Source organism: Carboxylicivirga sediminis, from assembly GCF_018156225.1.
Taxonomy (GTDB): domain Bacteria; phylum Bacteroidota; class Bacteroidia; order Bacteroidales; family Marinilabiliaceae; genus Carboxylicivirga; species Carboxylicivirga sediminis.
In genome coordinates this window covers 243,037-258,602 of record NZ_JAGTAR010000002.1, presented here as the reverse complement: position 1 = coordinate 258,602, position 15,566 = coordinate 243,037, and the positions used below count along the sequence as shown (strand labels likewise).

General features: G+C 43.4%; 9 protein-coding genes. All 9 read left to right on the top strand.

The window, feature by feature from the left end:
- The first annotated feature begins 14 nt into the window (after nt 1–14).
- Nucleotides 15–2,876: a helix-turn-helix and ligand-binding sensor domain-containing protein gene (locus KDU71_RS02860; protein WP_212188387.1), complete on the top strand. Its 2,862-nt coding sequence runs from the start codon at nt 15–17 to the stop codon at nt 2,874–2,876.
- 58 nt (nt 2,877–2,934) lie between these two features.
- A complete protein-coding gene (locus KDU71_RS02855) occupies nt 2,935–5,823 on the top strand; it encodes a helix-turn-helix and ligand-binding sensor domain-containing protein (RefSeq protein ID WP_212188386.1) in 2,889 nt (962 codons plus the stop codon).
- 183 nt (nt 5,824–6,006) lie between these two features.
- Nucleotides 6,007–7,419 (top strand): sulfatase family protein, encoded by a 1,413-nt coding sequence (locus KDU71_RS02850; protein ID WP_212188385.1) that lies wholly within the window; start codon nt 6,007–6,009, stop codon nt 7,417–7,419.
- Nucleotides 7,420–7,429: 10 nt separating this feature from the next.
- Nucleotides 7,430–9,016, top strand: coding sequence for a sulfatase family protein (locus KDU71_RS02845; RefSeq protein WP_244828091.1), 1,587 nt, complete (start codon nt 7,430–7,432; stop codon nt 9,014–9,016).
- A 56-nt stretch (nt 9,017–9,072) separates the two neighbouring features.
- A complete protein-coding gene (locus KDU71_RS02840; protein WP_212188384.1) occupies nt 9,073–10,980 on the top strand; it encodes a family 43 glycosylhydrolase in 1,908 nt (635 codons plus the stop codon).
- A gap of 8 nt (nt 10,981–10,988) precedes the next feature.
- Nucleotides 10,989–12,416 carry a sulfatase family protein gene (locus tag KDU71_RS02835; RefSeq protein ID WP_212188383.1) on the top strand — a complete coding sequence of 476 codons (1,428 nt, stop codon included), beginning with the start codon at nt 10,989–10,991 and terminating at the stop codon, nt 12,414–12,416.
- 25 nt (nt 12,417–12,441) lie between these two features.
- Nucleotides 12,442–12,795 carry a hypothetical protein gene (locus tag KDU71_RS02830; protein ID WP_212188382.1) on the top strand — a complete coding sequence of 118 codons (354 nt, stop codon included), beginning with the start codon at nt 12,442–12,444 and terminating at the stop codon, nt 12,793–12,795.
- A 213-nt stretch (nt 12,796–13,008) separates the two neighbouring features.
- Nucleotides 13,009–13,203 carry a hypothetical protein gene (locus KDU71_RS02825; RefSeq protein ID WP_212188381.1) on the top strand — a complete coding sequence of 65 codons (195 nt, stop codon included), beginning with the start codon at nt 13,009–13,011 and terminating at the stop codon, nt 13,201–13,203.
- A 99-nt stretch (nt 13,204–13,302) separates the two neighbouring features.
- Entirely contained in the window at nt 13,303–15,543 is a 2,241-nt protein-coding gene (locus KDU71_RS02820) for a sulfatase-like hydrolase/transferase (RefSeq protein ID WP_212188380.1), read from the top strand.
- Nucleotides 15,544–15,566: the final 23 nt, after the last annotated feature.

Here is a 15,566-nt window from a genome sequence, read left to right as displayed (position 1 = left end):
AAAAGGGAATTACAATGGTACATAAGGCAATTTTAGTAACATGTTTATTGGTATTAAACTGTTTTACAAGTGCCTTATGTGCCATTGATTTTTCTTTGCCACAGGTCACCACATTCCATAAGCACCAATACCAGGCCAGTAATCGCAACTGGTGTATCGATCATGGCAATGATGGATATGTTTACATAGGAAATGATCAGGGCTTGTTAAGTTTCGACGGCGTACAGTGGACACTCAATGAATTACCTGCTCATTCAAGAGTTCGGTCCATATGTGTAGCTTCCGATGGTTTAATATACACCGGTTCTTCCGAAGAAATTGGATTTTGGCAACGTAATGCTCAAGGTCAGTTGTATTACACCTCCATCAATAATAAACTACTGAATGTCACTTTTCATAACCAGGAAATCTGGCGCATTTACGAAGATGTAGAGCACAACATTGTCTTCCAGGGCTTCAGTATGACGCTTAAGTTTGACGGCGAACAGGTGCAAAAAATCGAGGTGAATAATCCACCAACCTTGCTTGAGAAGTACGATAAACGACTGTGGGGTAATACCAGAAGAGGCGAATTACTTGAGCTTACACCCTACGGCTATCAAAAGGTGTTACAGTCAGATTTGCTCAAACAGAGACGTTTAAAAGCTGTTGTTCCCTATAAAGATGGAGCTGCTTTGTTACTAACCAAAAGTGAAGGTGTTTTTGTGTGGAATGACGATGTGCTGCAAAGCTGGCAGGTGCCTGCAAATGAGCAGCTCATAAACGAAGATATTAATTGTGCCGTTTTCCATGATGGATATTATTATGTTGGCACCATTCACTCGGGACTTTTGATAATAAATTCCGAGGGGGAAATAGTATACAAAGTAAATACCCACAACTATCTGCAGGATAATACCATTCTATCTCTGAAGTTTGATGCTCACAACAGGTTATGGTTTACCATGAGTGTGGGAATTGGTTACCTCGAATTAAATGCGCCGCTTAAACTGCTGATTGATTCTGAAAAGCGTATAGGGGCTGTTCATTCCGTAGCCTATCATCAGAGAAAATTGTATTTGGCTACAAATAAAGGTGTTTGGTATAAACCATATACGCCAGGTGAACAACTCTTGTCTTTTGATGGATTTAAGCAATTATCAGAACTGCAGGGATTAGCCTGGGTTATTCAGGTGATGGATGGACAACTGCTTTGTAGTCATAATAAAGGTACTTTTCTTATTGATGACAATAAGGTGCAGAAGATTACGACTCATGCAGGGGGAAGAAGTTTTCAGACGATTAAGGTTAAAGGTAAAGAATACCTGCTGCAGAATACCTATTCTGACCTTGTGGTGCTTGAGAAAGGCTCTGATGGGCGATGGCAATTCAAAAGTACGGTTGAAGGTTTTTCAGAACCGACTATGTCGCTGGCGGTCGATCATAAAAACCAAATATGGCTGCAACACGATCGAAAGAGTGAGCTTTACAATATACGTTTGCAACATAACCTAAGAGATGCCTATAGCTATAATGTATACACGGCCAAGCATGGGTTGCCAAAGGACATGCAAAGTGAGGTGTATGAGTTTAATAAGCGAATCATTATCACCAGTTCTGAGGGTGTATACACCTATGATGGGCTAAAAGACTCAATTGTTTATTACCAGGAATTGAACCAGCGCTTAGGTAAATTCAAGAGTGCGCACAAAATTGTTAAACAAAAGCAGGACGCCTACTGGTTGATTAATAATAATAGCCTGGCATTGTTCCGCACAATAGATGGTAGTATATCCAAAGTATTGCAGTATAAATTTGTTGAGCCACACTTGGGGATGGTTGAGAATTTTGAGAATATCATAACTATTGACTCCCTGGCATCATTTATTTGCATGGAAAATGGATTGGGTATCTACTATCATGATGACCTTTTGCAGAAAAGTGAGCAAAACGTGTATGGTGTAAAAGTACAATTGTCGTATGAAGCAGGAAAAAAGGAAATGTCGGTAGTGAACCCTTCGAGTAATATCATTACTCTTCCTTATGTGAATCAGGACGTTAAGGTGAGTGTGGCTACACTTGCTTCACCCGGAAGGCAGATGGAATATCAACTGGACGTAATTACTGACGCAGATAGTATTTCTTACCAGGGCAGTGAGCCAGAGTTTAATTTAGGCCGCTTGCCCCAAAACATGAGCCATATTCGTATACTCGCCTATGATCAATGGGGTAAAGCAACAGAAGAAAGGCTTATCAGCATCATTGTGCTAAAACCCTGGTATCTAAAAACAGGCGTTATTATTATATGGTGTCTGCTTGCTTTAAGTCTGCTTTTACTCCTTTTGCTGCGCTTTAAACGGAATCTTAACAAATATCTGAACCCTGCCAGACAGGAAATAAATGCAGTTGATGCAACTGAAGTGTATGAGTTAAAGCAATTAAAAACTCAGCTCGAAGATGAAGTTATACAACAGAATACCTACATAGCTACCGGCGCATTAAATGCTATTCGTAACAAAGAAGTGCTTGCCACTATTAAAAAGGAACTAACAGCACAGAAAGAGAAGCTTGGGATACGATATCCGGATAAGTATTATAAGAAGCTGGTTGATTTGATTGAATCAAATATGCATAATGAAGACGACTGGGCTATGTTTGAACAGCATTTTGATAAAGCCAATAATAACTTTATTACCCGACTGAAACAGTTATATCCTGAATTAACTCCGCGAGATTTGCGCTTATGTGCATACCTGAAGATGAACTTATCGAGCAAAGAAATTGCTCCGTTCCTGGATATCTCTGAAAGGAGTGTTGAAGTACATCGTTATCGACTAAGAAAGAAACTGAATTTACCGGCAGAAAGTAATTTGGCAGAGTTTATGATTAGCTTTTAGATAGTATGAGATATTTCCAGTACTTGTTTTTGTATATTGCTTTTTTTGCGGGAATAATATGATGATTTGTAAACAGTTCTTTCGGTCAGTCGCGATTATAGTCAGTCTTCTTAGTATTAACTTTAGTGCACTTCAAGCAGCCAATAAGGTTAATAATATTCTGAAAGATACATATGGCGGGTTTAGTAAAAACTGGTCTGTTGATTTTGATGAAAGAGGAATTGTTTATGTCGGTAATGAAGCCGGACTGCTGCAATTCGATGGCAATACCTGGCAATTGTACAAAACACCTGGTCAGGGCAGTGTTCGTTCAGTTTTAATTAGTGGTGAGCGTATTTACACGGGCTCTTTTGAGGAGTTTGGTTACTGGGAGGCTAATGCCTGGGGTAATCTGAAATATACCTCTTTATCGGATACACTGGCTCGGGACGTTCTGCATAATGATATGATTTGGAAGATTGTTCATACACAAAATGATGAGGTTATTTTTCAGGCATTCAATACGCTGTATATCTATAAAAACGATACCGTTACGGTTCATGAGATAGGAAGCGGTATCATCTTTTTGAGCAATGTTCGCAATAGGATTATTACTCAAAAAACACGTGGAAATATCATCGAATTTAGCAACAGCGAGTTTGCCGAAGTTGCGGGAAGCAAGGTCCTAAACCGTGCTTACACAAGAGTGTTTCTTCCGTTTGGAAGTGAACAGTTCTTGTTAGGATCGGCTAAAAAAGGACTTTACATTTGGGATGGTAAAAGCCAGATAAGGGAATGGGAATGTGAAGCGCAGCAACAAATGAAGGATTATAATATCAATGCTGGCGCGTTTGATGGGAACTTTTATTACATCGGCACCCTGGATAAGGGTATATTTAAAATTAATAAACAAGGACAGGTAGTTGAACATCTTAATGTGAGCAATGGACTTGAAAGTAATACAATCCATGCTCTAAAGTGTGATAGGCAAAAGCGTTTGTGGGTCGCACTAAATAAGGGTATTGCATGTGTAGAGTTTAATCGTCCTGTTCATTATATTACTAATAATGCAGCCAATTGGGGCGTGGTGCATGCAGCTGCCATCTATCAAAATAAACTCTTTGTTGGCACTAATCAGGGTGTTTATTATCATCCCATTAATGGGGTTTCATTGAGTGAGTTAAATTCAGCTGATTTTATAGCCATTGAAGAGTTGAAGGGGCAGGTGTGGTCACTACATAATCAGGGGAACGTGTTGTTGTGCGGTCATAACCTGGGCACTTTTCAAATCAAAGGTGATGCAGTGAAACAAATTGCTGATATCGGTGGCGGCCAAAACTTTGTATCAATTAGCCTTGAAGGCAAAGATTATCTTCTGCAGAATTCTTATACTTCACTGGCTTTATTTGGCCAACAAAGGGATGGATTTACCTTGAAGAGTATTCTAAAAGGATTTTTTGAACCATCGCGCAGTATGTCAATTGATCATCACAATAATATTTGGGTTTCGCACACCAGGCGCAACGAGGTCTTTAAAGTTAGTATCTCTAATATTGATGAACCACTAAAAAAAGAGCGCTATGGACTCGAAAAGGGTTTGCCACAGAATGCCGGAAGCAAAGTGTCAAAGCTGGATGGCCGAATCATTTTTACAACCCGGGATGGTTTGTTCACTTTTGATGAGCTGCGCGATACCGTTGTACGCTATAAGCGCATAGAAGAGCAGCTCGGTGAGTATGCTTTTGCCAACGCAGTCAGGCAAGGAGGGTTTCAGTCCTACTGGTTTGCATTACCTCCCAAAGTGGCACTTTTCAATATTAATAGCGGCATAGTAAAAAAGGAATTTGAGTTTGCCTTCAACGATCCACATAACTCGCTTGATGAGAAATACCCGGTAATAGTAGCTTTAAATGATACTACCACGGCTTTTGGACTAGAAAACGGACTGGCACTTGTTTATAACTCAGCTTTTGAGCAGGAACAAACCCTGGCTGATACCATTTATATTAAAAATGCAGCCTATCGCCTGGACGATAACATGTACAAATTACCCCTGGATAGGCATGACACTGTTGCACTAGTACCATATGCCAATAGTCGCCTGATATTTGAATATATGTCGGTTGGCTCGGTCAATCACAAATCAAGCTATTGGTATAAATTAGACGGCTATCATAAGAATTGGATAAAAGGGAATCCTCAAAATAAAATCAATTTCACGAAGCTGCCATGGGGCAGATATACACTGCTGGTAAAAGGAGAAGGGGAATTCGGACAACAATTGTACCCTGTCCAATATTCATTTGAGATTGAAGAGCCCTACTTTGCCAAAACCTGGTTTATTATCTGTGTGTCTATTCTGGCTCTTATAATATTGGTTGGCATCTCATGGCTTATTAATAGGATTTTAAAGCGCTATCATAATAAGTTGATTGAGGACGAGAAGCAAGCATGGAATGAGCAGCACAAAGAAGAACAGTTGCGCAACGAAGAAAAAATGATTCGCCTGAAGAATGAGTTGCTGCAGAAAGAAATACAGCACCAGAGTACCGAGCTGGCTAACCGCACCATTGCTACCATCAAACGCAAGGAAGTATTGAATGAGGTAAAGCAGGAAATACTGAAGCAAAGTGAGCACTTAAAAGTTAGTTATCCCGAGAAGTACATGAACCGAATTTTGCGCATGATTGACCACAGCATTGAGGATGAAGATGACTGGAATGTGTTTCGCATGCACTTTGATAAGGCGCACGAGGACTTTTTTAAACGACTCAAAAGTTCCTACGATGATTTAACTCCAAAAGATCTGCGCTTATGTGCCTACCTGAAAATGAACCTCTCAACTAAGGAGATTGCGCCTTTAATGAATGTTTCGCCGCGGAGTGTGGAAGTACATCGGTATAAAATCCGACGGAAATTACATCTGGGCCCAAATGAGAACCTGACTGAGTTTATGATTTCATTTTAAAATATGTAAATGGTTTATTGAGCATTCTATTAGGAGCTTATGGTGTTTGATGTTTAAAAGAGTATGCATCCGTATGGGTAAAATAAACTATTTTTTTTGGTGTTGAAATTGATGTTAAGGTCAATTAATTGAAGCTGCATGTAGTTGTTGATATTTTCGTTATGGTTGATAAATTGAAACAACATGTCAAAACAATTAAGATTACTGCAGCTTATTCTGCTTCTACTAGTAAATCAAGGTTTTTTAATGCTGTATGCAGCACCTTCAGAGAAAGCTTCTGAAAAGCCTAATGTTATAATTATCTATGCCGACGATATGGGCTTTGGTGATGTGGGCTACAATGGTTCTGAAAATATTTCAACGCCTAATATTGACAAGTTAGCCAGGCAATCGGTCATATTTAATCAGGGGTATGTTTCTGCATCCGTTTGTGCCCCTTCGCGTGCCGGACTGCTGACTGGCCAATATCAACAACGCTTTGGTTTGGGTGAGAACTGCAGTGCTTCAGGCTGGCCGCACTCACCAATTTCGCAGGGTTCGGGTATTCCTGACGACCAGCTGCTGGCCTCTGAATTACTAAAAGAAAAAGGCTACACAACAGCCATGGTAGGCAAATGGCATTTGGGCGTGGCTGAGTCGAAGCGCCCCAGCCAAAAAGGCTTTGACTACTATTATGGATTTCTTAACGGCTCACATTCCTACTACAAATCGGGTCTTGAAATGGGAGACAAAAAAGGTATATGGCCTTTGTTTGATAATAATACACCCGTAACATTTGACGGTTACCTCACAGAAGTTTTCACCGATAAGGCGGTTCATTTTATTGAAAAAGCCGGAGAGGAGCCTTTCTTTCTTTACCTGGCATACAATGCGGTACATCATCCATGGGAAGTGCCTGATAAATATATTGAGCGCCTGCAACACATTGAGTTGCCCAACCGACGTAAGTTTGCTGCCATGGTGCTGGCTCTTGACGATGGTGTTGGTGAAGTAATGAAAGCACTCGAAGAGCAGGGGATTGCTGAAAATACTGTTGTTGTATTCATTAGCGATAATGGTTCGCCTAAGGGGCAGGCAAAAGGCAGTACACCCGATGATTACATGTCATCAACCGGAGGTCTGCGTGGTTGGAAAGGTGATACCTACGAAGGAGGTATAAGGGTGCCCTTCCTGATAAAATGGCCCGGCATATTACAGCCGTGTACTTACAATAAGCCGGTTATTAACCTGGATATATTACCAACCTTAGCGGCTTATCTTGAGCTTGATAAGGATAATGATTTCGATGGTGTTAACCTGTTACCTTTTCTTATGTGTAAAGATGATGGCACGCCACACGATATTTTATACTGGCGAAGGGACGATGATTATGCCATACGAAAGGGCGACTGGAAGCTATGCTGGAACGACAGGGGCAGAAAAGATACCGATGCTGCTGAGCTGTTTAATCTGGCCGATGATCCTAACGAACAACATAATCTGGCAGCTCAGTTTCCTGAACTGGCCAAAGAAATGCAACGAATTTTTGATGAGTGGGACAGCCAGCTACCTGACTCAAAGTGGTGGGGTGCTCCTAAAAACCGTATACGTAAATAATTAACTTGTTATGAAGAGAAAAAGTCTATTGATGCTACTGATTGCAATCGTTCTGTTGGTTGCCTGTCAGCCAGCCAAAAAGAAAGAAACAAAAGCTACCAGGCCCAATATTGTGTTTATTTTTAGCGATGACCATGCTTACCAAGCTATCAGCGCCTACGGTGGGATGCTTAAAGAATATGCACCAACACCAAATATCGATCGCATTGCAGCTGATGGTATGCTATTCAACCGCTGCCTGGTCACCAACTCTATTTGTGGTCCATCGCGTGCCGCAATTTTGAGTGGGAAGTATGGTCATCTCAATGGTTTTGTTTCCAACGAAGGCGGAACCAGGTTTGACGGTTCACAAGTCACTTTCCCAAAGCTGCTGCAACAGGTTGGTTATAAAACAGGGATTGTAGGTAAATGGCATTTGGGCTCTGAACCAACCGGTTTCGATTACTGGGAGGTATTACCGGGGCAAGGGTTTTATTACAATCCTGAATTTCAAACAGCCGAAGGTAAGCACACTGAAACCGGTTATGTGACTGAAATCATTACCGATAAAGCCATTAATTACATGAAGCAGGCACAGAGCGAAGACAAGCCATTCTTGCTGATGCTGCAACACAAGGCGCCTCATCGTGAGTGGGAGCCCGGACCTAATGAGTTATCACTTTATAAGGACGTAACGTTCCCTGAGCCACCTACCTTGTTTGATACCTACGAAAACCGAGGGCGAGCAGCTAAAGAGCAGGATATGTCCATTGAGGTGACTATGCGCATGGATCGCGACTTAAAAATGTTCAATGCAGAAAAACTGGGTACCACTGCCCGCTTGAATGAAGAACAGGAAAAAGCCTGGGATGAAGTGTATGACCCAATCATCGAATATTATAATAATGCCAAGCTTGAAGGGAAAGATTTAGTGCGTTTCAAGTACCAGCGTTACATGCAGGATTATCTGGCTTGTATTGCCGGAGTAGACAAAAACGTTGGACGTGTGCTGGATTATTTGAAGGAAGCCGGATTAGAAGACAACACAATTGTTGTTTACTCTTCCGATCAAGGTTTTTATCTGGGCGAGCACGGTTGGTTTGACAAACGCTTTATGTACGAAGAGTCTTTGCGCACCCCTCTGTTAGTTAAATGGCCACATGTTGTTAAGCCGGGTAGTGTTAACGGTGATATAGTTTCTAACCTCGATTTTGCACAAACATTCATGGAAATTGCCGGAGTAGAGAATACAACAGATATGCAAGGCCGCAGTTTTGTGCCATTGTTAAAAGGTGAAACACCTGCCGACTGGCGTAAGGAGCACTACTATCACTACTATGAATACCCAAGCTGGCACTTGGTGAAGCGTCATTATGGTATTGCCACCGAGCGCTATAAGCTAATTCATTTCTATCACGATGTGGATGAGTGGGAGATGTATGACCTGCAGGAAGATCCCAATGAGATGAATAATATCTATGGGCAGCCTGAGTATGCTGATTTACAGACGGACCTGCATAAACGTTTGGAAGAACTAAGAGTGAAATATCAGGATTCTGATGAATTAACTGATGAGTACCTTCAAAAGTCGCTAAAGCGATTGAGACATATGAAATAATTGTTTAATCAGGTGGCCTGTATTGTTAAGTGCGGGCTGCCTTTTCTATCCTTACTATGTTTCGAATCCTACTATTATTCATATGTGCCATTAGCCTGGTTCAAACCGTGGCAGAGGGACAGACGACCTGGTGTAACCCCGTTGATGTGGATTACCAGTATGGTGAGTTCATACCTCATAATCGCTCTAATTTTAAAGATCACCCACCTATTATCGCCCGGGGAAGTGCCGACCCGGTGTTTATCAATCACCATATCAATGGTAAGCATGAAGGGTATTACTTGTTTTCTACTTCGGCACGTGGTTACTGGCGTTCTGATGATTTGGTCAGCTGGACACGCATCATTCCCAAAGGCGATTGGCCGGTCAGCTATTTTAAAGAACAGAGCTCAACCTGCAGTGTTGAAAACTGGAATGGGCAGGAATTGTATTTCAAAGATATGATTGCACCGGCAGCCATTTCGCATAACGATACCTTGTTTCTGATGGCCTCAAGCCGTAAAGGAAAAGTACCGGTGTTTTACAGTGTAAATCCAGCCGCAGGCGAATGGGCTGTTTATGAAGAAAGTCTGACCTTTCCAACCTCTGCTGATGGCAACATCTGGGATCCGGGCCTGTTTTACGACGATGAACAGTCGCAATGGTACATTTACTGGGGTTCATCCAACTTGTATCCCTTATATGGCACAAAGCTTATTAGTACAAAAACATCTTCACATTTTGATTTGGATAGTCGTAAGAAAGCAATGATCTACCTGTATCCTGAGCTACATGGCTGGGAGCGCTTTGGTCGCGACCATCGTTCCAATATGCACCCTTATATCGAAGGACCAGAGGTGGATAAGTACAACGGGAAGTATTACCTGACTTATGCCGGACCAGGTACCAGTGAAAATATGTATGGCAATGGGGTATACACTGCCGATTCTCCTCTCGGACCATGGGAGTATGCGCCTAATAACCCGGTGGCCTATAAGCCGGGAGGTTTTCTCAATGGCGCCGGGCATGGTAACTTATTTCAGGATAAGCATGGCAACTACTGGAATACGGGAACCAGCTGGATTGGTGTCAATTGGGTATTTGAGCGCCGCATTAGCATGCTGCCGGCCTGTTTTGATCAGGATGGCCTGATGTATGCCAACAGCCGTTTTGCCGATTTCCCCCAGTTGAAGGCCAATGAGAAATGGACCGATAGCAACGACTTGTTTGCAGGCTGGATGCTACTATCCTATAAAAAAGATGTAAAGGTTTCATCGCAGAAGGATGATGCATTAGGCGGACAGCACCTGACGGATGAAAACCCCAGGACCTATTGGGTGGCAAAGGATAATAAGGCTGGTGAGTATGCCATCATCGATTTAGGTGATGCTTGCCAGGTCAATGCCATTCAGTTGAACTACAGCGATTATCTGCAGCACGATACTTCCTTATATGCACCTTATCCCGTGAGAGGCGATTTGGAGAGTCATCTGAAGAAGGTGTATAATCGCTATAAGGTGTATACATCGTTAAATGGCAAAAAGTGGAGTCTGATTGCAGATAAAAGTGCCGAAATGGTTAATCGCTCTAACCCATACATTGAGCTGCCTGAAAGTATTGAGGCACGTTACATCAAATTTGAAAACATTCATACACCAACTCAAAACCTGGCTCTGTCAGACATCAGGATATTCGGGAAAGGGCGAGGCCAATTACCAGCTCAGCCTCAGGCAGTGATAGCTAAGCGCGATACAGATGACCGTAATGCCTTTATCAGTTGGCAAGTGGTTGATGGAGCTGTTGGCTATAACATCCTGTGGGGCATCGCACCCGATAAGCTGTACTCGTGCTACCAGGTGTGGGCCGATGAAGGGTGTGAACGTGAGGTAAGGGCACTGAATAGCAAGCAAGAGTATTACTTTGCCATTGAAGCCTTTAATGAGGTGGGTGTATCAGAACTATCCGAAATTCATAAATGTAAATAGAAATCAAGATGAGACAAATACCTTTATTACTAGGCCTTTTATGGATGTTTAGTGGTGGTGTCATAGCTTCCAACAAACCAAAGCCAACTAACTTTATCATTATCCTGGTGGACGATATGGGCTATGGGGATGTGGGCTACCATGGTGCACTGGATATGATAACGCCCAATATTGATAAGCTGGCGGCCGAAGGAACTTACTTTACCCAGGGATACGTTACTTGCTCGGTGTGTGGCCCATCACGCGCCGGATTGATGTCAGGACGCTACCAGAATAAATTTGGTATCAATGGTAATTTCGGGCCTAATTCCAAAGGGGGCTTTCCAACGGACCAGCCCATGCTGCAGGACATGCTGAAAAAAGCCGGCTACACAACCGGTGCCCTTGGTAAATGGCACTTCGGTAAGGCGCAGGACGAGTTTCTGCCGTGGAACCGCAACTTCGACTATTTCTATGGTTTTCTGGCTGGCGGACACGATTACTTTTGGGCCGATACAACCTACAAGGCCCGTAAAGATAACTGGCCCATTCATCGCAACAACGAGATTGTGAACTACAAAAAAGGCGATTACCTGACGACTAAAATTAATGAAGAAGCAGTCGGTTTTATTGAGGCCAATCACAATGAGCCTTTCTTCTTATACGTCGCCTACAACGCGGTGCATTATCCGTGGTCGGCAACTGAGGAGGACCTGGCCCGTGTGGATGAGCTGTATGAATACGACCATAAATACCGACGCATACTGGCTGCTATGACACTGGCCATTGACGACGGTGTGGGCGCCTTGATGGAGATCCTGGAAAAGTGCGGTATCAGCGAGAATACGGCTATTTTCTTTTTGTCGGATAATGGCTCACCCGCTACTATTGCGGGGCCAACCAAAATTAACACCGGCGACTTTGTGATGAGTAAAACCAACGGCCTGCGCGGCTATAAAGGGGATACCTACGAAGGGGGCATCCGTGTGCCGTTTTGTGTGAAGTGGCCTGGCGAGGTGCCTGCCGGCAAACGCTACAACGAACCGGTGATAGCTATTGATGTTGCACCAACCATCACCGGTTTTCTGGGGATTGATATGCCTTCAACCGGCTACGATGGAGTGAATTTGTTGCCCTACCTGAACCATGAAAAGAAGGAAAGCCCGCATGACTACCTGTATTGGCGTTATCAGGATGATTATGCTTATCGCGAAGGCGACTGGAAGATTACCTGGAACGACCAGGAGAAGGTGTTGCACATGACCAAGGATATGGTCATGGATAAGCACAGCATCAAACCTAAATTGTTTAATATCAAAAACGATCCCTGGGAACGCCACGACCTGTCGGAAGCCTACCCCGAGAAGTTTAATGAGCTATTGGATGCTTTCCATCGTATGGATTCGCAAATGCCCGATCGTGGCTTATTCAAGGTGCCATTTAATAGGATAAAATAATCAACTAAATTAAAAGGAAAGAGTTATGAAAAAGCAGATTTTAAAATTGACGATGATGATTTGTGCATTGGCACTGATGACTAACGTAAATGCACAGAAGTTGAGCAAGAAAGCACAGGATGCCGTAAAGCAGGAAGTGACTGAGATGGCACAAGTGATGGATTTGAGTCAGGATCAGCAAAACCAGATGATTGAACTGAAGACCCAGTTGCGATTGAAGAATGCAAAGGCATCAAAGGAGCATGCCAAAGGTTCACAAGAACTTAAGGATGTTAGAAAGGCCAATATGCAAGCATACATGGCTGACATGAAAAAGGTGTGTACCAAGGAGCAAATGGCCAAATGGCAGAAGCATAAAAAAGCGCAAAAGAATAAGTAAGTGTAGATAATTGTAATGAAGTAACAGCCAAAGAGCTTTTAGTCCTTCTCCTACTGATTGACTAAAAAACGCAAAAAGAAGTTGGTGCCGGAAACACGTGGCTGAATATAACCACTCGTAAGTACGGGAGATAGGAGTTTGTATATAGCTCTTGTTACTTCATTATTTAATGAAAGTATAGTGTGTTGTGATGAGTACTTAAACGTGATTGAGATGAAAGAGACTATACAAAATGGTCAGCTGGCTAACATTTTATTCGCATCGGTTCATTTTTCCGATGGAACTTGCTACCCTATTGTAAACGAAGATTTGTATCGGGCTCAGAATACCCTGCCCAAGTTATCTGGATTTTGTTTTTTGGTGATTAACCAGATAGATGGCGAAATCAAAATAATTAAAAAGGTATGAAGCGAAGGCGGGTTATAGCCATATGAAATCAGATGAGAACCTTTTCTTGTCTTGTGTTAAGCTGTGCTAACATAAAATAATTCCAAATCGATGAATCAAATGAAATATGCAATAGTTGCACTGCTGCTAAGTTTTTGTGTTGGCTTGTCTGGCCAGCGCCCCAATATCCTGATTATAACAGCCGATGACATGAACTGGAACACCGTTGGCTGCTTCAATGGAGAGCAACAGGCTGAAGGTGTCACCCCCAATATTGATCAGCTGGCGGCCGACGGCATTATCTTTAGCAATGCCCACGTGGCTTCAACAGCCTGCATGCCATCGCGTAATGCCATTAATACGGGGCGTTTGCCGCACCGTAGTGGAGGAGAGGGCTTCCATGATTTACGTATTAAAAACATACCTACCATCCCCAATGTATTTAATGCCAATGGCTATTTTGTTGGTATATTGGGTAAGGTAGCGCACAGCACCCCTTACGAAGGTGTGACCCCCTGGGCCATCGACGAAGAGATGGAGCGTAACACCGATGTATTTTACGACAGGGTATCCACTGTTATCGATTCGGCCTTAAACGATGTGGGCAAGCCCTTTTACCTGATTGTGAATTCGCACGACCCACACCGGCCTTATTATAAATTGAGCAGTGTGGGCTCTACGCTGAGCGAAAAGCTATCCCACCCTTCAAAAATATTTTATCCTGAGGATGTCATTATGCCAGCCTGGCTGCCCGAAGACGAGACGGTGCGCACCGAAATGGCCGAGTACCTTTGTTCGTCGCGCCGCTGCGATGATGTGGTGGGCAAAGTACTGCAGGTGCTCGACGAACAGAATATTGCTGATAACACCTTGGTGTTCTTCCTGTCGGACCATGGCATGGCAGCACCAAGTATCAAATCAAATATATACTATCACAGTACTAAAACACCACTGATAATGCGCTGGAACGGCAGTGAGCTGGTAACGCCCGGTACCGATATCAACGAGCTGGTGTCCGTTCTGGATATTTTTCCTACCATCTGCGAGGCCACCGGCATCAGTATTCCAGAAGGATTAGACGGGCAATCGCTGTTACCGCACGTGCGAGGCGAACAACAGAACGGCCGGAAGCGCCTTTTTACAACTTATAATACCACCATCGGTAAAAATATTTACGCCTTCCGTAAGGTGCATAACACACAATACGCCTATATCTTCAACCCATGGCACGATGGGCGCACCACCTACAACAGTTCATCGTTGGGTGCCAGTTTTTTCGAAACCATGCTTAACCTGGGGCAAACCGACAGCTACTGGCAGGAGCGTTGCGATTTCATCCTGACACGTATTCCAGAAGAGTTTTATGATGTGGCCAATGACCCCGATTGCCTCAACAACCTGATTGATGATCCGGGCTATGCCGATGAGATTGAAGCCTATCGGCAATACCTGCTGGAGGAGATGCAGCAGAGCAGCGATCCCATTCTGTCCGTGTTTAATACCTACCAGTCAACCGGCGATGTGGCGCAAACATATGCCGAATTTGTGAAGGTGATTGCTGATGCTAACTGGGTAGGACATGCGCCTAATCTGGTGGTGGTTGAAGATAAATGGACGATTTATCCGCCCGATGGTACTATCTATTCCGAAGATTTTGAAAACACATCCTATAAGTATGGAGTGCTGGGAGCTGTGCAGGTTGATATTGTGGCTAATCCTTTGAAAGCAGGCATTAATACCAGTAATACGGTGCTGAAGGTGACACGCGGGGCCGATAATACACGCAACTACATTGGTACCTCGGCCGTGGTGAAAGAGTTTGATGCTCCCCGCTATGTGCACATGAAAGTGCTGAAAAGCAGGGCGTCGGGTACGCGTTTTCAACTATCGAAAAGCGACAACTCGGGCAAGGTAATCACCGAAAGTATGCTGGCCTATGATGCTACTCAGCTGAATACCTGGCAGGACCTGGTGTTTGACATGGGGGCCGAATACAGTGCTTGCGGCAAAGTGTGGATACAGGTGGATTACACCAGCGAGGTTGGTCCGGTGGATATCTATGTGGATGACATCCTTTTTAATAACGATCCCAATTCTCGCGAGCCGGTGAGCACAGCTATTACAGAGCGTATGGCGCAGTCGGTAAGTTTATATCCGAATCCGGCTCGCGAAAAAATATACATAGAGGGCTACGATGGCTCGTGTGCTGAAGTGATTGATGTAAACGGCAAGGTGTGTTGCTCGGCCAGTGATGAGGCTATTACCAGGGGGATTGATGTGGCCATGTTACCTAAAGGCATGTATGTGCTGCGTCTGAAAATGGACGAGGGCTATCTGGTTCGGAAATTCCTAAAACGATAATAGTATGTTTACAAAATCAATCC

Coding starts and splice junctions, on each gene's coding strand:
- KDU71_RS02860 (WP_212188387.1), top strand. CDS start 15: ATGGTACATAAGGCAATTTTAGTAACATGTTTATTGGTATTAAACTGT.
- KDU71_RS02855 (WP_212188386.1), top strand. CDS start 2,935: ATGATGATTTGTAAACAGTTCTTTCGGTCAGTCGCGATTATAGTCAGT.
- KDU71_RS02850 (WP_212188385.1), top strand. CDS start 6,007: ATGTCAAAACAATTAAGATTACTGCAGCTTATTCTGCTTCTACTAGTA.
- KDU71_RS02845 (WP_244828091.1), top strand. CDS start 7,430: ATGAAGAGAAAAAGTCTATTGATGCTACTGATTGCAATCGTTCTGTTG.
- KDU71_RS02840 (WP_212188384.1), top strand. CDS start 9,073: ATGTTTCGAATCCTACTATTATTCATATGTGCCATTAGCCTGGTTCAA.
- KDU71_RS02835 (WP_212188383.1), top strand. CDS start 10,989: ATGAGACAAATACCTTTATTACTAGGCCTTTTATGGATGTTTAGTGGT.
- KDU71_RS02830 (WP_212188382.1), top strand. CDS start 12,442: ATGAAAAAGCAGATTTTAAAATTGACGATGATGATTTGTGCATTGGCA.
- KDU71_RS02825 (WP_212188381.1), top strand. CDS start 13,009: ATGAAAGAGACTATACAAAATGGTCAGCTGGCTAACATTTTATTCGCA.
- KDU71_RS02820 (WP_212188380.1), top strand. CDS start 13,303: ATGAAATATGCAATAGTTGCACTGCTGCTAAGTTTTTGTGTTGGCTTG.